Origin of the sequence: Ligilactobacillus salivarius DSM 20555 = ATCC 11741 (assembly GCF_001435955.1) — a bacterium.
In the GTDB taxonomy this organism is placed as follows: Bacteria; Bacillota; Bacilli; order Lactobacillales; family Lactobacillaceae; genus Ligilactobacillus; species Ligilactobacillus salivarius.
Map to the genome: position 1 here is coordinate 27,139 of NZ_AYYT01000003.1, position 19,095 is coordinate 46,233.

The following is a 19,095-nucleotide window of genomic DNA, read 5'->3' on the forward strand; positions in this document are numbered from 1 at the left end:
AATGTCAGACTTGTTAAAAGGAAAGAAAATCCTTGTTATGGGAGTAGCTAATAAGCGTTCAATTGCATGGGGATGTTCCCAGATGATGATGGAAAATGGGGCTGAATTAATATTCACATATCAAAATGACAGAATAAAAAAAAGTTTGAGTCGTTTAGTTTCTGAAGAAGAAAAACTAGTAGAATGTGATGTTTCAGATGATGCAAGTATTGAAAACGCCTTTAAATTAGTGAATGAACGCTTTGGAAAAGTAGATGGAATTTTGCATGCAATTGCTTTTGCTAACAAGGAAGAATTGGGTGGAGAAATTATGCAAGCTAGTCGCGAAGGATATGTATTAGCTCAAGATATTTCAGCATATTCCTTAATTGCGGTTGCAAAGTACGGTCGTGAAATTTTAAATGATCCATCTAGTATTGTAACATTAACTTATTTTGGTTCAGAAAGAGCTATCCCTAACTATAATGTCATGGGAGTAGCTAAAGCATCTCTAGAAGCTAGTGTCCGTTATTTAGCTCGTGACATGGCTAAGTATGGTACTAGAGTTAATGCTATTTCTGCAGGAGCAATAAAGACATTGGCTGTTACTGGAATTAAAGGTCATTCAGAGTTATTAAAAATGTCTGAAGAAAGGACAGTTGATGGGGAATCAGTAACAATTAGAGAAGTAGGCGGAACATGTGCATTCTTGATGAGTGACTTGTCAACAGGTGTCGTAGGCGATGTTATTTACGTGGATAAAGGAGTCCATTTAATATAGTTAAAAAGTTGGAAGAGAGAGTCTCTTTCAACTTTTTTATAAATATGGAACTTATAATTAAAACCATTTTAGTTTATTTAATTAGTAAATATAGTATATAATGTAATTATGTATTATTGATAAAGATTATCGAAAGTGGTGTAGTTATGACTGAAAAGGGAAAAGAGCAGAATGCATTATTTATAATTTTTGGTGCTACTGGTGATTTAGCACAAAGAAAATTATACCCTTCTTTATTTAATTTATATAAAAAAGGTTTTCTTTGTAAAAGATTTGCTGTAATTGGCACTGCACGTAGACCGTGGACTGATGAACATTTTCAACAAGTAGTAAGGAATTCTATTTCCGGAATGGAAGATACTGCTGCCCAAGCGACAGAATTTTCTCGCCATTTTTATTATCAATCTCATAATGTAAATGATGTAGAACATTACGTTACATTGAAGAAATTGGCAGAGAAACTGGATGAGAAATATAAAATTAATGGTAATAGATTATTCTATTTAGCAATGTCTCCACGATTCTTTGGAACAATATGTAAGTATCTAAAATCTGAAGAAATTGTGACAGATGAAGGTTATAATAGGGTAATTATTGAAAAGCCATTTGGTCATGACTTACAAAGTGCAGTTGAATTAAATGATGAGATTGCAAAATACTTCTCTGAAGAATCTGTATATCGTATTGATCATTATCTCGGTAAAGAAATGAATCAAAATATTTTAGCTGTTAGATTTGGTAATAATATTTTCCGTGCTCTATGGAATAATAGATACATTGATAATATTCAAATCACTTTGAGTGAATCTCTAGGTGTTGAAGATAGAGCAGGGTATTATGAAACAGCAGGTGCATTGAGGGATATGGTTCAAAATCATATTTTACAAATTGTTTCATTATTAACAATGAATGCACCAGTAACTTTTACTGATGTTGATATTCGCCGTGAAAAAATTAGTGCATTAAAAGCTTTACAATTGTATACTCCAGAAGAAGTTAAAAAATATTTTGTTCGTGGACAATATGCTCATACAGAAGATTTAAATGGTTATCGTGAAGAAGATCAAGTAGATCCAAATTCGACTACTGAAACTTTTGTTGCTGGAAAACTTCATGTTAATAGTATGAATTTTGCTGGGGTTCCAATTTATATTAGAACAGGTAAGAGATTAGCTGCAAAATCTACTCGTGTTGACGTAGTATTTAAGAATATGCCTAATAACATTTTTAATGCTAATAAGAAATTGTTACCTAATGTTTTGTCATTTGATATTGATGCAAATCCAGGTATGAGTTTAACTCTTAATACTAAGAAAGTTAGTCAATCAGGATATAAATTGGAAAATAGAGCATTGAGCTACCGTCATGATATCTCAACACAAGCAATTACACCAGAGGCTTATGAGAAACTAATTTTAGATGCGGTAAAAGGCGATGCTACTAATTTTGTTCATTGGGAAGAGGTTTACTATTCTTGGAGATTTATTGATTCCGTTAGAACAGCATGGGATAATGAAGATGTAACCCCTGATGAATTGACAAATTATAATTGTAATACTATGGGACCAAAAATTTCTGATGAACTACTAGCTAAGGATGGAAATTATTGGTTCTTTGATCCAACTAAATAGTAATTTAGCTAAACAAAAAAATCACAGCTCTGAATCTTTCAGAACTGTGATTTTTATTTGTATTAATAATTATTTATTCAAACGATCTTGAAGTTCTTTTGTTAATTCTTCGTAACCTGGACGACCAAGTAAAGCAAACATGTTCTTCTTGTATGCTTCTACACCAGGTTGGTTGAATGGATTAATACCATTTAAGTATCCAGAAATAGCAACTGCAATTTCGAAGAAGTAGATCATGTAACCTAATGTGTATTCTGTTTGATCTGGAATGTTAACAATCATGTTAGGAACATTACCGTCTGTATGAGCAAGGACAACACCTTGGAAAGCTTTTGAGTTTACATAGTTCATGGACTTGCCTTCTAAGTAACCTAAGCCGTCAAGATTTTCTTCTTCTTTAGGAATATCTGTATCATTTGTTGGATTTCCTACAGTGATAACTGTTTCCATTAAATTACGCATACCTTCTTGGATGTATTGACCAAGTGAGTGCAAGTCTGTTGAGAAGTTTGCTGAAGAAGGATAGATACCCTTACCATCTTTACCTTCAGATTCACCCATCAATTGTTTCCACCATTCAGCAAAGTATTGTAATGTTGGTTCGTAATTTTCAAGAATTTCAGTTGTATAACCTTTACGATATAAAATATTACGTAAAGCAGCATATTGGTATGCTTCATTCTTTGTTAAATCAGCATCAGAATATTCTTCACGAGCATCAGCAGCACCTTGCATCAATTTATCAATATCAGCACCGGAAACTGCGATAGGTAATAAACCAACTGGTGTAAGTACTGAGAAACGACCACCAACATCATCAGGAATTACAAATGTTTCGTAACCTTCTGCGTCAGCTTCAGTCTTTAGAGCACCACGAGCACGATCAGTTGTAGCATAGATACGTTCACGAGCACCTTCAACACCGTACTTAGCAATTAATTTTTCCTTAAATACTCGGAATGCGATTGATGGTTCTGTAGTTGTACCAGACTTAGAAATTACGTTAACAGAGAAATCACGATCTCCGATTAATTCGATTAAGTCATGTACATAAGAACCAGAAATAGAGTTACCAGCGAAGAAAATTTGTGGAGCATTTCTCTTTTCAGCTGGTAATAAGTTGAAGAATTGGTGATGTAAGAAATCGATTGCTGCACGAGCACCTAAGTAAGAACCACCAATACCAATAACAACTAAAACTTCAGAATCAGATTGAATTTTTTTAGCTGCTTTTTTAATTCTGTCAAATTCGTCCTTGTCGTAATCAACTGGTAAATTTAAGAAACCGCGGAAGTCATTACCTGCACCAGTACCTTCGCGCAATTCTTTATCAACAGCAGTTACTAAAGCTTGCATTTCGCCAAGTTCATTGTCATTAACAAACTTAGTTAAGTTAGAGCTATCAAATGAAATATGAGCCATTATATATTCTCTCCTTATTAATAATAATTGTACGCTTACATTATACCGTAAAATAGTAAATTTGAACATATAAAATGAAGATAAATTATTAATTTTCCTTACAATCCCTTAAATATCAGTATAAGATAATAAGCATTTCTTAATTTATCTTTATCTTAATTGACGTATAAATTAGATAAGGGGTAAAATTATAAGTTAGTTAAGATTGAGAAAGGACGTAACTATCTTGAATTTACTCCGAATAAAAAAGTTCCTTAACACACGCTGGGGATTTTTCTCCTTGCTAGTCTTTTTATTTTGGTTAAAGACTATTTTAGTTTATTTTATAGACTTTCATTTAGGAGTTAAGGGCATCTATCAATATTTTGTACTTTTAGTTAACCCTTTAGCTACGACACTGCTCTTATTGGGGATAGCTTTATATATTAAAAGGACGATTCCATCATATATATTTATGGGATTGATTTATATTGCGAATACAGCTTTACTGATGTTTAATGTCATCTATTATCGTGAATTCACAGATTTTATGACAATTAATACGATATTTGGATACTCTACGGTATCACAGGGATTGAGTGGAAGCTCGTTTGCATTGTTGAAACCACAAGATATTATTATTGTTGCAGATATAATAATAGTTGCTTTAGGCTTTATCACCGGGTTTCTTCATTTAGACAAACGCCCAATTCCACGAGTGCAAGCATTAGCTTTAACTTCATTTTCGTTATTTTGCTTAGTATTGAATATTACTTTAGGTGAAATTAGCCGTCCACAGTTATTGTCAAGAACTTTTGATAGGAATTATCTAGTAAAGTATCTGGGAATAGATACCTATATGGTTTATGATGGATTGAAGACAGCAAGGAACAGTCAAGTTCGTAATAAAGCTGGAAGTTCAGACTTAAATAATATTATTAATTTTACGCGTAATCATTATGCTGAACCAAATTCTAAAATGTATGGAATAGCAAAGGGACGTAATGTAATCGTTATTCATTTAGAAAGTTTTCAACAATTTTTGATCAACTACAAACTAAATGATAAGGAAGTTACCCCATTTTTAAATAGTTTATACAATAGTAAAGAGACATATAGTTTTGCTAACTTTTTTAATCAGGTAGGACAGGGGAAAACTTCTGATGCTGAAAATATGTTGGAAACCAGTACGTATGGACTATCTCAAGGTTCTCTATTTTCAATACTTGGAACTGATAATACATTTGAGGGTGCTCCGGCTATATTAGATCAGTCTCAAGGTTATACCTCGGCTGTCTTTCATGGGAATTCTGGATCATTTTGGAATAGAAATAATGTATATAAGAATTTAGGATATAATTATTTCTTTGATTCTAGTTACTATAATACTGATGCAAATAATTTAACTGAATATGGATTAAAAGATAAATTATTATTCCATGATTCTGTTAAGTATTTAGAAAGACTTCAACAACCTTTCTATGCTAAATTTGTAACTGTATCTAATCATTTTCCTTTTGCTTTAGATGATCAAAATACATCATTCGATAAGGCTAATACATCAGATGCTTCGATAAATAATTATTTTGTGACAGCTCATTATTTAGATCAAGCTGTGCAAGAATTTTTTGAATATTTGAAGAAATCAGGATTATATGATAACTCGATTATCGTTTTATATGGTGATCACTACGGAATATCTGATACTAGGAATTTAAAATTAGCTTCATTGTTAGGTAAATCTTCATCCACATGGAGTGATTTTGATAATACTCAAATGCAAAGAGTGCCATTTATGATACATATACCAGGTACTAAAGATGGTGGTGTTCAAACTCAATATGGTGGAGAAATAGATGTATTGCCAACGTTACTGCATCTATTGGGAATAGATTCTCGCGATTACATTCAATTTGGAACAGATTTATTTTCATCAAAACACGATCAAGTAGTTGCATTTAGAAATGAAGATTTTATAACTCCAAAATATACAGTGGTTGGTAATACTATTTACCAAAATAGTACGGGGAAAATATTAACCCATCCTAGTCAAAAAGTTAAAGATGAGATAAAGAAGGATAGGGAAAAGGTTAATACCGAACTCTCCTTATCAGATACATTGAATAACAAGAATCTCTTAAGATTTTATATACCAACGGGATTTACTCCTGTTGATCCTAAGAAATATAACTACACTAATCAATATGGTCAGATTTTAAAGATTCAAGAGGATTTAGGAAAGAAGTCTACATCGCTATGGTCTAAAAATGGAAATAAAACAACTATTGATGATTATAGTTCAGACGCACCTGAATTAACAACAACAGATCAAAATGAAGCTAATGTATCAAGTGTAAAGAACACATTAAAATCCAACAAAAAAGAATCAATAGATACATCATCTTCATCGGCAGAAAGTGATTCTGATCAATGAAAATGATGAAAAAACCAGTAAAGAAGTAAGTTACTATCCTTTACTGGTTTTTTTGATAATAAAAAAGCTAACCTTTCTATAAATAAGAAAAGTTAGCTATAGTTCAGACATTAAAGTCCAAAAATAATATTATAAATTAAAACGCCTGAAACAGCAGCGCAAATAGGTGCTAATACTGGAACCCATGCATAATCCCATTGAGAAGAACCTTTATGTTTTAATGGAAGTAATGCATGAACGATACGAGGACCCAAGTCACGAGCAGGGTTTAAAGCAGGTCCAGTAGGTCCACCGAATGAAGTAACTAAAACCATAACTAGTAAACCGATACCTATGTATCCAGCACCTTGGTTACCATGTTCAAAGAATGAAGTATGAGTAATTGCTAGAGCGCCAAAAACTAAAGTAAATGTTCCAAAGAATTCGTTAACGAAACCATTGAAACGACTATTTGTTGCAGAAATAGTTGAGAATGTTCCCAAAATACTTTCAGGGTCTTCAGTAATATCGTAGTGAGGGTAGAAACAAGCAACTACGACCAATTGACCAGCGATGGCACCTAAGAATTGTGCTAATATGTATAAAAATGCTTCATTCCATGGAAATGCTCCATTGATAGCTAAACCTAAAGTCATAGCAGGGTTAAATTGTCCCCCAGAAACACTACCAAACATCAAAGCTGGAACCAAAACAGCAAAACCATAACCGATAGAGATTGTAATCCAACCACTATGGTAGCCTTTAGTTCCTTTTAATTCAACGTCAGCTACAGATCCGTTACCTAACATAAGCATAATTGCAGTTCCAAAAAATTCTGCAGCTAATCGTGTAAATAATGGAAAATCCATATTATCCTCCTAAAGATATATGTTATATGTATGTAAGTAATATTAATACTCATATTATAATAATGAGTGATTAAAGCTATGTCAATAAGCAACTTGAAAATTAGAGTAATAATTTTCAAAAATCAAAAAAGTTTGTGAAAATAGTGTTTTTAGTTGCAATATATTCAAACAATACACTAGAATATTATTAGTGATTAAAGGAGGAAATTACATATGATGTCACAACCAATTGAACAAATGTTAATGAGAAACAGTGAGGATTTTTTAATTCCAGCTGATATTGTAGCAAATGTTCAAGAAGAAAATCATTTAGATCATGCTTTTATGGTATTGACTAAGGTGAGATATGCTAAAATTCCTGTTTTAGATCATAATCAAAAATTTAAAGGATTACTTTCATTGTCTATGATAACTGAAGAAATGTTAGGATTAAAAGGAATCGATGCAAGATGTCTTTCAAAAAAACAAGTTAAAGATGTTATGCAGACAGAGGTAGAAACAATAAAACCGACAGCTGATTGTGAGGAGATATTGCATCGCTTAGTTAATCAACCTTTTTTAGTTGTTGTAGATGATGATAATCGTTTTTTAGGTATTGTTACCAGAAGAGAATTATTAAAAAGTATGAATTATTTATCACATGAATTTGATAATTTTTATGTAACTGAACCTAAATAATTAGGCCTAATAAGGAGGAAAAATAATGGCAAAACTTGACGCTCATGATATTATTAGAACAATAGCTGAATCAAAAAAGAAGACGCCAGTTAAGGTTTATGTAAAGGGAGATTTAAATTCTTTAGACATACCTTCAAATGTTGAAACATACTTTACTGACAATGTTGGTGTTATGTTTGGTGATTGGGCAGATGTAGAACCTATCTTGAAGGATTCCTCTGTTGAAAGTTATCATCTAGAAAATGATGGTCGAAATACTGGGGTAGCGATGGTAGATAAGAAGAAATTCAATGCAAGAATTGAACCAGGCGCAATTATCCGTGACCAAGTTGAAATTGGTGATAATGCTGTTGTTATGATGGGAGCTGTAATCAATATTGGTGCTGAAATAGGCGAAGGCTCAATGATAGACATGGGAGCTGTATTAGGTGGCCGTGCGATTGTCGGCAAGAACTGTCATATCGGTGCTGGAACAGTATTAGCAGGTGTGGTAGAACCACCTTCTGCACAACCAGTTGTGATTGAAGATGATGTTTTAATCGGAGCTAATGCAGTAGTCCTTGAAGGTGTACGTGTTGGTAAAGGTGCAGTGGTAGGTGCTGGCGCTGTTGTTACTAAAGATGTAGAACCTTACACTGTAGTTATGGGAATGCCTGCTAAGAAAGTTAAAGATGTTTCCCAAGTGGATAATTCTAAAACTGAAATTGTTGATGATTTACGTAAATTATAATTAATAAAGAGCATGTGAAATATAAGTTGTTTCACATGTTTTTTTGTTTATAGGACTATTTAATCTGGTTATATTAGAGTATAATGAGTATGATTAAAATAGATAAAGGGTGTAATTATGACTTTACAAGAAAATGAATTAATAAAAATCCGAAGAGATCTTCATCAAATACCAGAAATCGGTTTGGAGGAATATGAAACTTCTGATTATTTGTTAAAAATAATTAACGGCTTACCACAAGAGAATTTAGAGATAAAAAGATGGAAGACAGCTATCTTGGTTCATCTTAATGGTGAAAATAAGAATTATACCATAGGTTATAGAACTGATATTGATGGATTACCAGTTGAGGAAAAAACAGGTTTGCCATTTTCATCAAAGCATGAAGGAAGGATGCATGCATGTGGACACGATATTCATATGACGGTTGCTTTAGGTGTATTAAGTTATTTTGCTAGTCATCGTCCTAAATATAATATGACATTTATTTTCCAACCTGCGGAAGAAAATGCAAGTGGTGGAATGAAACTTTATCAAAGTGGTGAATTAGACGAATGGATGCCAGATGAAATCTATGCATTACATGATAATCCACAACTTCCTGCTGGTACAATTGGTTGTCGTAAAGGTACTTTGTTTGCAGGTACATGTGAAATACATGTGAAATTTATTGGTAAAAGTGGGCATGCTGCATATCCACATCAAGCTAATGATATGGTAGTTGCAGGAGCTCAATTCGTTAACCAAATTCAAACTATTGTAAGTAGAAATGTCGATCCAATTCAATCAGGTGTAGTTACTTTAGGTCATTTTTCTGCAGGAACAACAGGAAATGTAATTTCTGGTGTTTGTCAAATAGATGGAACAATCAGAGCTTTAACTCAAGAAAATAATTTGCTTATTCAAAAGCGTGTACGTACAATTGCTGAAGGAATAGCACATAGTTTTGATTGTGAATTGGAAATCGATTTACATCAAGGCGGGTATTATCCTGTTGAAAATGATGATAATACAACAGAAGCTTTCATTAATTATATGAAAAATGAAGATGATGTAGATTTTGTTGAAACATTACCTGCGATGACAGGGGAAGACTTTGGCTATTTAATTTCAAAAATTCCAGGAACAATGTTTTGGTTAGGAGTAGATAGTCCTTATTCTCTACATTCTGAATATTTAGCACCTAAAGAAGAAGCAATTATGTTAGGTGTAAATGCAATCACAGGTTATCTTAAAAATAGACAAGAAAGCTTAAATAAATAGATGTATTTTGAATGTGTCTTTTATTCATAAAAATATACCCCGTAGTTACTTAGATTTTTATCTAATAATTACGGGGTATTTGCTATATATAATTGATTACTTAGCTGATAGATTAATAGGAGAAATAGGCATCTCTAAACCAGCTTGTTTTAAAGCCTCTAAATATTTTGCGAGAAATGCCCTTTGAACAGGAGCTTGGGCACCATTTTTAGTAAAAATAATTACTCTGTAAACAAGACCATTTGGAGTTTCAACTACACCTAAAATTTGCGGTTTTTTGGTAATATCATCAAATTTGGGAGTTAAGGATTTGTTTACATTTTGTATAACAGTTTTAATTTTATCAAAGTCTTGGTTAGGCTTAACATGGATATCAATTTGGGCTCGCATATCATTACGTGAAAGATTGCTAACAATTGTGATGCTTCGATTAGGTATGTAATGTAGGGTACCATCATAGTCAAGAATTTGTGTCGTTCTTAAACCAAAAGCTGCTACCTTTCCAGAAATAGTCCCGATCTTAACGTCATCACCAACTGTAAATTGTTGTTCTAAAAGAATAAAAAATCCAGTAACCACGTCAGTAACAAATCCTTGAGCACCTAAACCTATTGCAACACCCATGATTCCAGCACCAGCAATTAAAGAGCCTATTGGAATTCCTAACAAAGATAATACCGCATAAAAATAGAAGAACAAAATAAAATAATGGAAGATATTTTGTGATAATGTGTAAGCTGTATTAATTCTTCCAGGAGACAATGACTCAACTAAACGATTTTTTTTAAAAGCTCGTTTGATAATTTTCTTACCAATATAATGAAAAATATAAAATAGCAACGAGACTAACAGCAACAAAATAGTTGTTGTTATAACTTTAGAAAGTAATTCATCCCAATTGAAGTTATCGATATATTTTTTGAAAATATTAGTATCAGTGCTAACTTTTTTAGTAATGATATTAGATTCCAACCAAAAATTAAGCAAAATTCCCATCCTTTCTGAAAATGACTAAATTAAGCATATCAAAAAAAGCAAGAAATTTAAATTGTAAAAATAATGTTGCAAAATTTTTTGTAAAATAATTAATTAATAATGAGAATTAAGAGCAAGATATACAAATGGAGTAAATAATTAGGTACTATATATAGAAAATATTTAATTTAAGGAGGAATTATGAGAAGTATAATAAAAAAAGAATTCACTTTAAGTAATGAAGAACAGGAGATTTTAGCAAGAGCTTGTCGTATAAAAAAATTCAAGTATGCAGAAACTATTTACAATGAAGTTGATGATCGTACACACTATTACTATTTAATAAATGGAAATATTGAAATTACAAAGTTATACGGTGATAGGGAGGTTCCTTTTTATAAAGGTAGGGGAAGATTTTTCCCTAATTTTAGTCAAAATGAAGAGTTATGTTGTGAAAGAGTAACAGTTGCTTCTAAAATAGCGACTGTATTGGTTATTAAACATGATGTTATGGAGAAATTAGTTAGAGCAGGTAAAGAATTTTGTAATCTAGTTTGGGATGATATTATTGAGGAACTGGATTTTTTAAAGAGTTTATCTCAAGAAATTGGTAATCGTAATAAACTAGAAGCATTAGATAGGACATGTAGACTATATGCAATATTTATAGATGAGAAAGATAAGCATGGACATTATGAATTACCCCGATCATTAAATCAAGAGAAATTATCTAAAATATTAGGTACTACACGTGTAACAGTTAACAAAAAAATAAAAGAATTAAGACAAAAAAGAGTTCTTCTCCAGAAGGAAAGAAATATGAGAATAGCTAACAAAGCAATTGAAGAATTTAAGAAATTCCTATGAAGATAGGCTTAAATGAGTAAATAGATACATAATTGTGATAAAATATACTGAGTAATTTTATTGACAAGGAAGTTAATGAATGAAGATAAAAGATTTTTTTGAAAAGATAAAGGATGACTTTTTAGCCAATTCTAGAATTTTTGGTTCTTGGTTTAAGAAAAAATGGACAAGATATCAAGGATGGCGATGGTTAACAATAGTCTTTTTAAGTATATTTTTCTTAATTAGTAGCTATGGAGTTTTTTTAGCCAAAAAGACAAATGTTAGAGGGTTAAAATCAGCATTACAAACCTCTACTGAGATTTATGATTATAAAGGACAAAAAGCAGGAGCATTATATTCACAAAAAGGGACATGGGTACCTCTTGATAAGATATCTGATAATGTTCAAAATGCTGTCTTATCTACAGAAGATCGTAATTTCTATCATGAGTACGGTTTTTCTATTACTGGTATTGGAAGAGCTACTCTTTTATATGCTAAAAACAAGATTTTACACAGAGATTATATAAGTGGCGGTGGTAGTACACTAACGCAACAACTTGTAAAAAATGCATTTCTTTCTCAAGAACAGACATTTTCAAGAAAAATTAAAGAAATATTTATTGCTATGCAAGTAGAAAATGATTACTCAAAGAAAGATATTTTAGCAATGTATTTAAATAACGCTTATTTTGGAAATGGTGTTTGGGGAGTAGAGGATGCAGCTGAGAAATATTTTGGTGTACATGCTAGTGAATTGAGTGTGCCACAAGCAGCTACTTTAGCAGGTATGTTAAAGAGTCCAACAGCTTATAATCCAATAGATCATCCCCAGGCTTCAAGAGATAGAAGAAATGTAGTTTTGGGATTGATGGAGGATAATAAAAAGTTAAGCGCAGAACAAGTTAGTCAGTATCAAGCAACTCCAATGACAACAAATGATAACTATCAATATACATCTAGTTATAGATATCCATATTATTTTGATGCAGTTATTAACGAAGCGATGAATAGGTATGGGCTAAGCGAAACAGATATTATGAATAGAGGATATAAAATATATACATCCTTGAATCAAAATTATCAAAATGAAATGCAAGATGATTTTGCTGACAGTAGTTTATTCCCATATAATGCAGAAGATGGAACTAAAGCACAAGGGGCATCTATTGCTATTAATCCTCAAAATGGGGGTGTAGCTGCAGTTGTAGGTGGAAGAGAAGGAACTCATGTATTTAGAGGGTATAATCGTGGTACACAATTAGTAAGATCGCCAGGATCAACGATAAAACCTCTAGCTGTATATACCCCAGCTCTTCAGTCAGGATATCATTATGATACTGATGTAAAAGATGAATTAAAGGCATATGGTAAAGATAAGTATGAGCCTCATAACTGGAATGACGTGTACTCTGGAGAAATTCCTATGTACCAGGCCCTAGCTGAAAGTAAAAATACTTCTGCTGTATGGCTATTAAATAAAATTGGAGTTTCTAAAGGTTATAAGTCTGTCGAAAAATTTGGAATAAAGTTAACTTCAGATGATGAAAATCTAAGTTTAGCATTAGGTGGCTTGAAGAAGGGAGTTTCGCCTTATCAAATGGCCAATGCTTATACAGCCTTTGCAAATGGAGGAAAATTATATACTGCTCATTTTATTACAAAGATAGTCGATGCACAGGGCAAAGTGATTGTGGATAATACAGAGAATGATTCTAAAAAAATAATGACTAAAAAAATTGCCAATGAGATGACTAGTATGATGATGGATGTATATAGAACAGGTGGGACAGGTCAATCTGCTAGTCCAAGTGGATATACGATTGCTGGGAAAACTGGTTCTACCGAAAGTTTAACAGCATCTAATAGTTCAAATGAAAACGATCATTGGTATATAGGATATACACCTGATGTAGTAGTAGCAACTTGGGTAGGTTTTGATTCTACTAAGTATTCGTTAAGTGAAGAAGGCATTAGAGGTGGAGCAAGTCTATTTAAGAATGAAATGGAAGGTATTTTGCCTCATACTGCTGGAAATACGTTTACTGTTAAACCAGCTTCAACTATGGTAGCCCAAGAAAGTGGAGCTTCTTCGAGTTCATCAAATGTATGGGATACATTTAGAAAAGCAGGTGAAACATTAGATGATTCATTCTCTAAATCAGCATCTGATTGGGGAAGTAAGGCTTCATCTTTGTTTGATCAAGGAAAACAAAAATTACAAGAATGGTTTGGACAATAAGAATATATGTTAAAATAAGAACATAAAGGTTTTGGAGGAATTATTATGATAAATGTTTATGATACAGCTAATCAATTAGAAAAAGATTTACGTGAATCACAAGAATACAAAGATTTACAAGCAGTTGTTGCTAAAGTTAAAGCAGATGATGCTACTTTTGCAGTTTATAAGAAATTAAGAGAAGCACAAAAAACTTTACAAGAACAACAAATGCAAGGAACACTTGACGAAAAAGTGATGAAATCATTACAAGAAATTAGTCAAGAAGCTTCTCAATATCCACTAATGATGGAATTGATGGAAAAAGAACGTGCCATCAGTGTTTTGATTGATGATTTGAATAAAATAATTTTTAAACCTTTAAGTGAAGTATATGATATAGAAGGTTAAGATTTAACTCCCATGGAAGCACAGAGTTGCTTAACTGGGAGTTTTTATTTTAAAATAAGTTTTAGAGAAACATTAAGTGTGAGGAAAAGTAGGAATGGAAGAAAAAAAGTTATTAGATTTTTCAATAAATGAAAATATGGATATTTTTGTTTTGATTAAAAGTGCTGAAGTAAGAGTGGCGAAAAACGGGAAAAAGTTTATTGCCTTTAATTTTGCTGATAAATCAGGTGAAATAAGTGCTAAATTCTGGAATGCAACTGAAAAAGAAATCGAAGAATTTAAAGAAGGAAAAGTTGTCAGATTAAAAGGAAAAAGAGAGAATTATCAAGATAATCCGCAAATTAAGATATTTAATTTAAGAATTGCTACAGAAAATGAACCTAACAAACCTGAATATTATTTACAAACTGCACCAGAATCAATTAAAAAAATTGAAGAAGAAATTAATAATACATTTTTTGAAATTACTAATCCTAAATGGAATAGAATAGTGAGATATTTGCTAAATAAATATCATGATAGTTTCTTTTCATTTCCTGCGGCTAAGAAAAATCATCATGCTTTTTCTGGAGGATTAGCATTTCATACAGTATCTATGTTGAGGTTAGCTAAAGCGATTGCCAAGGAATATGATGTATTAAATGAGTCATTGTTATATGCAGGAGTTCTTCTTCATGACTTGGGGAAAGTAAAAGAGCTATCTGGACCGATAGCAACTAAATATACACTAGAAGGTAACATGATAGGGCACATTGTAATTGTTGACGAAGAAATTATAAAAGCGTGTGAGATATTGCAGATAGATTATAATAGCGAAGAAGTAATTTTGCTAAGACATATGATATTATCACACCATGGCTTGTTAGAATATGGGTCACCGGTCAGACCACATATTATGGAAGCTGAGGTATTACATCAAATCGATCAACTTGATGCATCGATTCAAATGATGAAGAGTTCATTAAGTCATACGGAATCTGGTGAATTTTCTGAACGTATTTTTGGCCTTGATGGTCGTAATTTCTATAAACCTAAAGAATAAAGATATCAAGTAGATATTATTTTTATTAGAAAATAAAAAGGCACATAGTCGAAATTGACTTGTGCCTTTTGTTCTATTTAGAACTAGAAGAACTACCTAAGTAGCTAGATAAAATATTTTGTAAATCTTTATCTTTAATAGATACATTACCCTTCTTTAGAACCTTAGATACAACTGTTTGTAGAGTTGTAGAATCACTCATCTTAGAATCAATGATTTGTGATTTTAATTCAGAAGTATGATCTGACATTTTACCTTTGCCAGGGTTCTTAATAGAATAAATTACATGGTAACCATATTCTGTTTTTACAGGTTCAGTTGTAAATGATCCTTGCTTTAATCCAAAAGCAGCTTTCTTAAAAGTACTATCTAATGAAGTATCTGTGTTGTCAAAAGCAGCTAATTTACCGCCATCGTTCTTAGTAGAAGAGTCAGTAGAATATTTCTTAGCTAATTTCTTGAAGTTAGCGTAACTTCCATCTTCTTTTAATTTATTAATGATGTCTTCAGCAGTACTTTTCTTTGATACTAAAATATGAGCTACTGTAACTTTAGGTTCATATTCTTTCCATTGAGCTTTTAATTGTTTATTGGTGATTTTTGTATTATCTTTTACAGCTTCTTTTAAAAGTAAGTTAGAACGAATTTCTTGTTTGAAACTAGATTTAGTCATGTCATTTTGTGCTAAAACAGAATCAAAAGAAGAACCATATTGCTTTTTGTAAGTATTATATTGTTCGTTAACTTTTTTGTCAGAAACTTTTGAACCATATTCTTTTTCAAGAACTTTATTTAAAATCATTTGTTGAAGAACTTGCTTACCAGAAGAAGTTTTCTTCATACTACTATAGTATTCACTTTCAGTAATCTTTCCGCCAGATGTTGTAGCTACTGTCTTTGAACAAGCAGCAAGACCGAAAGTTAAAACAATACCAGATATGGCAACTAACCATTTCTTTTTCATGATAAATATACACATCCATTCAATTAATTTAAATTAACGATAATAACTATACCATAGATATTGAAATGATAGTAAAAAAAACTAAATCTTACAAAAAAATAAAAGAAAAAGTCTAAAAATCAAAGACTATCTAAAGTTTTATTGACTTCTTGAGAAAAAGTGTCAATTTCAGTTAATAAATTTTCAATAGTATCTGAGGATTCACTAACCTGATCTAATAGTTGCATTACATTAAACAAGACTTTCTTTGAAGCAAAAGAAACTTGTGAAAGTTCTTTAGATAAGTTTTCATAGTAATCTTTATAGATAAGAAATTCATTTTTAAGAGCTTTTCTATTGTAATAAGCTAATCCAACAGCACCCAGAGCAATTGGAATAATAAGTTTTCTTTTTTTCATAGATTATTTCTCAACCTTAGAAGCAATTTGATTAGCAATTTCTTGAAGTTTTTTACTATCATATTTTGAAGAATTATCATCAAATCTAAGGCCAAATCCTTCTTTTTTACTATAACGAGGAATCAAGTGTATATGAGAATGGAACACAGATTGATAAGCAACTTCACCGTTATTATTAAGGATGTTAAGGCCTAAAATATTAGGATTAGAATTTTTAATAGCTCTGGCAAGCATTGGAATACGACTAAAAACTTTAGCAGCTAAATCTGTATCGTATTCATAAATATTAGCTACATGTTTTTTTGGAACTACCAAAGTATGTCCAGGAGTAACTTGTGAAATGTCTAGGAAAGCTAATACTTCATCATCTTCATAGACTTTTGTGCTAGGAATTTCACCAGCAATGATTTTACAAAAAATGCAATCTTCCATAAATTTCTACCTTCTTTCAAGTTAATCTATCTACAATTATACACCTATTAGGCGATTACTAGACATAATTTTTAACTGCTGCTAAGATGATATTAAATTAAGAAATAGAAGGAATGTAGAATGACGTTAAAGGTTAAGAATTTAGTAGGTGGTTATTCCCAAATACCAGTGTTAAAAGGGATTGATTTTAGTGTTGATAATGGCGAATTGGTGGGCTTGATTGGTCTGAATGGTGCTGGAAAGTCAACGACAATTAATCATATTATAGGGTTATTACATGCTATGAAGGGTTCAATTGAGATAGATGGGATAACTATTGATGAAGATGCACAAGCATACAAGAGTAAGATTGCTTATATTCCAGAAACGCCCATTTTATATGATGAATTAACGTTAAAGGAACATATAGAGTTGACGATATTGGCATATAATTTAGATAAAGATGAAGCTTGGAAAAAGGCAAATGAGCTATTGGAAATATTTAGGTTACAGAATAAATTGGACTGGTTTCCGGCCAACTTTTCAAAGGGTATGAAACAAAAGGTAATGATCGTGTGTGCCTTCATTACTAAGGCTAAGCTCTTTATTATCGATGAGCCGTTTTTGGGATTGGATCCATTGGCTACAGATGATCTATTAAAGCTCATAGATGACGTTAAAAAGGAAGGATCAGCTGTGTTAATGTCTACGCACGTACTAGGAACGGCCCAAGAGTACTGCGATCGATTTGTAATGATCAATCATGGAGAATTGAAGGCAAGTGGGACATTGGAAGAATTACGAGCTCAATTTAATAAGCAAGATGCTTCTCTTTCTGAGATTTATTTGAGTTTGACTAAAGGGGAAAAGGCCAATGAATAATCTATGGAAGAAGCGATTAAACCTGTATCTAAAGCGAATGATCAAGTACTATCGCTATGTATTCAACGATCATTTTGTAATTGCGTTACTCTTTTTACTGGGTGGAATAAGCTACACATACTCTAATTTCATAAAGTCCTTAAATGTAGATCTATCGTACCCATGGGCCAAGCCGGTAGTAATCATTGTCTTACTTGTGATGTTGCAGTTTGGAAAGGTAGGGACATTAATTGATGAGCCTGATAAAGTGTTTCTTTTGCCACAAGAAAAGGGTATGAGAGAGTATTTAATGAGAGCACAAAAGCGAGCTTGGGTTTCAAACAGCGTTATTCAAATCGTTGTCTGGATCGTTTTACTGCCTTTCATTTACTATGGTGTCCATTTAAACTTAGTAGAAAGCATAATCCTATTATTAAGTCAGGTAGCTTTAAAGGTTGCCCAGGTAAACTTATTCTTTATCCGAGCCTTTGAAGCGAAGTATCAAGCAGGCAAATATAGTCTTATCTTTAATTATGTGGTACCTTTAATCGTTTATATGCTTGGCTTGTATGCATCCATATATTTCGCATTGGGGATTACCGTTGGACTAATTCTGTATTTGAAATCATTGCCTAAAAATAAAATCATTCAGTGGAATTATTTGATAGACGTAGAAAAACTAAGACTGATGAGAAAATACAGTTTCTTCAATCTATTTACAGATGTTCCCCAAGTAAAGAAGAAAGCTAAGCGCAGAAAGTATCTAGACTGGCTCATACCTAAGTTTAAAAACGTATATGGCTACCTATTCATTAGGGCAATCATCCGAAATGGTGAATATAGTGGCCTGTATATACGCCTAACCGTTATCGAGTTCATTGTCCTACTCTTTATCCCTAAATTTTGGCTTAGCCTGGTAATAGGAATGTTGTTTATCTACCTAATCGGCTTCCAAATGTTACCACTATACAAGTACTTTGACGATAATGTATTCGTACATCTATATCCACTTGAAACCAACAGTAAAGGCAAAGAATTCAAAAGCATCCTATTAGCTTTATTGATAATCAATGCCCTTATATCAGTCATAGCCGTATATATCGCTATCCAAAACATACTACTCTCAGGAGCCTTCCTTGCCCTTGTATTAGTCGAAAGCATCCTGTTTGTTTATGGATATGCAAATTTAAGGTTAGAAAAATCTTGACACTTAATAGA

The 19,095-nt window shown here is 32.1% G+C and carries 18 protein-coding genes; 12 read left to right on the plus strand and 6 right to left on the minus strand.

Annotation, left to right across the window (positions count from 1 at the left end; all coding sequences use genetic code 11):
• Window position 1: 1 nt before the first annotated feature.
• Together fabI and zwf are read left to right on the plus strand one after the other, a co-directional pair.
• Window positions 2-760, plus strand: coding sequence for an enoyl-ACP reductase FabI (fabI, locus tag FC55_RS02420; protein WP_035149655.1), 759 nt, complete (start codon window positions 2-4; stop codon window positions 758-760).
• Between the two features lie 146 nt (window positions 761-906).
• Window positions 907-2,391 (plus strand): glucose-6-phosphate dehydrogenase, encoded by a 1,485-nt coding sequence (zwf, locus tag FC55_RS02425; protein ID WP_003705857.1) that lies wholly within the window; start codon window positions 907-909, stop codon window positions 2,389-2,391.
• Between the two features lie 69 nt (window positions 2,392-2,460).
• Here zwf and FC55_RS02430 read toward each other — a convergent pair whose 3' ends face one another.
• A complete protein-coding gene (locus tag FC55_RS02430) occupies window positions 2,461-3,813 on the minus strand; it encodes a glucose-6-phosphate isomerase (protein ID WP_003699746.1) in 1,353 nt (450 codons plus the stop codon).
• 226 nt (window positions 3,814-4,039) lie between these two features.
• On the opposite strand from FC55_RS02430, the gene FC55_RS02435 reads away from it, so the two are divergent.
• The gene (locus FC55_RS02435; RefSeq protein WP_035149660.1) at window positions 4,040-6,226 is read left to right on the plus strand and encodes an LTA synthase family protein; all 2,187 of its coding nucleotides are present in this window, start codon (window positions 4,040-4,042) and stop codon (window positions 6,224-6,226) included.
• Between the two features lie 110 nt (window positions 6,227-6,336).
• Here the strand turns inward: FC55_RS02435 and FC55_RS02440 are convergent, their stop codons facing one another.
• Entirely contained in the window at window positions 6,337-7,074 is a 738-nt protein-coding gene (locus tag FC55_RS02440) for an MIP/aquaporin family protein (protein ID WP_003699748.1), read from the minus strand.
• Window positions 7,075-7,287: 213 nt separating this feature from the next.
• Between FC55_RS02440 and cbpB the strand changes: the two genes are divergently transcribed.
• The 3 genes from cbpB to FC55_RS02455 all read left to right on the plus strand — a co-directional run bounded on the left by cbpB (window position 7,288) and on the right by FC55_RS02455 (window position 9,745).
• Entirely contained in the window at window positions 7,288-7,752 is a 465-nt protein-coding gene (cbpB, locus tag FC55_RS02445) for a cyclic-di-AMP-binding protein CbpB (protein ID WP_003705862.1), read from the plus strand.
• 25 nt (window positions 7,753-7,777) lie between these two features.
• Complete coding sequence (gene dapD / locus FC55_RS02450) at window positions 7,778-8,482, plus strand: 2,3,4,5-tetrahydropyridine-2,6-dicarboxylate N-acetyltransferase (protein WP_003699750.1); 705 nt, start codon at window positions 7,778-7,780, stop codon at window positions 8,480-8,482.
• A gap of 117 nt (window positions 8,483-8,599) precedes the next feature.
• Complete coding sequence (locus tag FC55_RS02455) at window positions 8,600-9,745, plus strand: N-acetyldiaminopimelate deacetylase (protein ID WP_003699751.1); 1,146 nt, start codon at window positions 8,600-8,602, stop codon at window positions 9,743-9,745.
• A gap of 96 nt (window positions 9,746-9,841) precedes the next feature.
• On the opposite strand, the gene FC55_RS02460 is transcribed toward FC55_RS02455, so the two are convergent.
• Window positions 9,842-10,741, minus strand: a complete 900-nt coding sequence (locus tag FC55_RS02460; RefSeq protein WP_003699752.1) for a mechanosensitive ion channel family protein — start codon at window positions 10,739-10,741, stop codon at window positions 9,842-9,844.
• A gap of 180 nt (window positions 10,742-10,921) precedes the next feature.
• Here FC55_RS02460 and FC55_RS02465 point away from each other — a divergent pair, with 180 nt between their 5' ends.
• From FC55_RS02465 to FC55_RS02480, 4 genes are all read left to right on the plus strand, one after another.
• On the plus strand, window positions 10,922-11,587 hold the full coding sequence (locus FC55_RS02465) for a Crp/Fnr family transcriptional regulator (protein ID WP_003699753.1): 666 nt from the start codon (window positions 10,922-10,924) through the stop codon (window positions 11,585-11,587).
• A 79-nt stretch (window positions 11,588-11,666) separates the two neighbouring features.
• A complete protein-coding gene (locus FC55_RS02470) occupies window positions 11,667-13,811 on the plus strand; it encodes a PBP1A family penicillin-binding protein (RefSeq protein WP_003699754.1) in 2,145 nt (714 codons plus the stop codon).
• Window positions 13,812-13,856: 45 nt separating this feature from the next.
• Window positions 13,857-14,201: a YlbF family regulator gene (locus FC55_RS02475; protein WP_003699755.1), complete on the plus strand. Its 345-nt coding sequence runs from the start codon at window positions 13,857-13,859 to the stop codon at window positions 14,199-14,201.
• Window positions 14,202-14,295: 94 nt separating this feature from the next.
• On the plus strand, window positions 14,296-15,243 hold the full coding sequence (locus tag FC55_RS02480) for a 3'-5' exoribonuclease YhaM family protein (protein ID WP_003699756.1): 948 nt from the start codon (window positions 14,296-14,298) through the stop codon (window positions 15,241-15,243).
• Between the two features lie 73 nt (window positions 15,244-15,316).
• Here FC55_RS02480 and FC55_RS02485 read toward each other — a convergent pair whose 3' ends face one another.
• The 3 genes from FC55_RS02485 to FC55_RS02495 form a co-directional block, all read right to left on the minus strand.
• Window positions 15,317-16,207 (minus strand): peptidylprolyl isomerase PrsA, encoded by an 891-nt coding sequence (locus FC55_RS02485; RefSeq protein ID WP_003699757.1) that lies wholly within the window; start codon window positions 16,205-16,207, stop codon window positions 15,317-15,319.
• Window positions 16,208-16,326: 119 nt separating this feature from the next.
• Complete coding sequence (locus FC55_RS02490; protein WP_003699758.1) at window positions 16,327-16,605, minus strand: hypothetical protein; 279 nt, start codon at window positions 16,603-16,605, stop codon at window positions 16,327-16,329.
• A 3-nt stretch (window positions 16,606-16,608) separates the two neighbouring features.
• Complete coding sequence (locus FC55_RS02495; RefSeq protein WP_003699759.1) at window positions 16,609-17,037, minus strand: HIT family protein; 429 nt, start codon at window positions 17,035-17,037, stop codon at window positions 16,609-16,611.
• Between the two features lie 120 nt (window positions 17,038-17,157).
• Between FC55_RS02495 and FC55_RS02500 the strand changes: the two genes are divergently transcribed.
• Both FC55_RS02500 and FC55_RS02505 read left to right on the plus strand, forming a co-directional pair.
• Window positions 17,158-17,898: an ABC transporter ATP-binding protein gene (locus FC55_RS02500; RefSeq protein ID WP_003699760.1), complete on the plus strand. Its 741-nt coding sequence runs from the start codon at window positions 17,158-17,160 to the stop codon at window positions 17,896-17,898.
• A complete protein-coding gene (locus FC55_RS02505) occupies window positions 17,891-19,084 on the plus strand; it encodes an ABC transporter permease (protein ID WP_003699762.1) in 1,194 nt (397 codons plus the stop codon). The genes FC55_RS02500 and FC55_RS02505 overlap by 8 nt, the downstream gene beginning before the upstream one ends.
• The last annotated feature ends 11 nt before the right edge of the window (window positions 19,085-19,095 follow it).

Excerpts from the sequence above, each read along its gene's own strand:
- fabI (WP_035149655.1), top strand. The coding sequence starts at position 2 with ATGTCAGACTTGTTAAAAGGAAAGAAAATCCTTGTTATGGGAGTAGCT.
- FC55_RS02490 (WP_003699758.1), bottom strand. The coding sequence starts at position 16,605 with ATGAAAAAAAGAAAACTTATTATTCCAATTGCTCTGGGTGCTGTTGGA.
- FC55_RS02475 (WP_003699755.1), top strand. The coding sequence starts at position 13,857 with ATGATAAATGTTTATGATACAGCTAATCAATTAGAAAAAGATTTACGT.
- FC55_RS02465 (WP_003699753.1), top strand. The coding sequence starts at position 10,922 with ATGAGAAGTATAATAAAAAAAGAATTCACTTTAAGTAATGAAGAACAG.
- FC55_RS02470 (WP_003699754.1), top strand. The coding sequence starts at position 11,667 with ATGAAGATAAAAGATTTTTTTGAAAAGATAAAGGATGACTTTTTAGCC.
- FC55_RS02495 (WP_003699759.1), bottom strand. The coding sequence starts at position 17,037 with ATGGAAGATTGCATTTTTTGTAAAATCATTGCTGGTGAAATTCCTAGC.
- FC55_RS02460 (WP_003699752.1), bottom strand. The coding sequence starts at position 10,741 with ATGGGAATTTTGCTTAATTTTTGGTTGGAATCTAATATCATTACTAAA.
- FC55_RS02485 (WP_003699757.1), bottom strand. The coding sequence starts at position 16,207 with ATGAAAAAGAAATGGTTAGTTGCCATATCTGGTATTGTTTTAACTTTC.
- zwf (WP_003705857.1), top strand. The coding sequence starts at position 907 with ATGACTGAAAAGGGAAAAGAGCAGAATGCATTATTTATAATTTTTGGT.
- cbpB (WP_003705862.1), top strand. The coding sequence starts at position 7,288 with ATGATGTCACAACCAATTGAACAAATGTTAATGAGAAACAGTGAGGAT.
- FC55_RS02440 (WP_003699748.1), bottom strand. The coding sequence starts at position 7,074 with ATGGATTTTCCATTATTTACACGATTAGCTGCAGAATTTTTTGGAACT.
- FC55_RS02455 (WP_003699751.1), top strand. The coding sequence starts at position 8,600 with ATGACTTTACAAGAAAATGAATTAATAAAAATCCGAAGAGATCTTCAT.
- dapD (WP_003699750.1), top strand. The coding sequence starts at position 7,778 with ATGGCAAAACTTGACGCTCATGATATTATTAGAACAATAGCTGAATCA.
- FC55_RS02430 (WP_003699746.1), bottom strand. The coding sequence starts at position 3,813 with ATGGCTCATATTTCATTTGATAGCTCTAACTTAACTAAGTTTGTTAAT.
- FC55_RS02500 (WP_003699760.1), top strand. The coding sequence starts at position 17,158 with ATGACGTTAAAGGTTAAGAATTTAGTAGGTGGTTATTCCCAAATACCA.
- FC55_RS02505 (WP_003699762.1), top strand. The coding sequence starts at position 17,891 with ATGAATAATCTATGGAAGAAGCGATTAAACCTGTATCTAAAGCGAATG.
- FC55_RS02480 (WP_003699756.1), top strand. The coding sequence starts at position 14,296 with ATGGAAGAAAAAAAGTTATTAGATTTTTCAATAAATGAAAATATGGAT.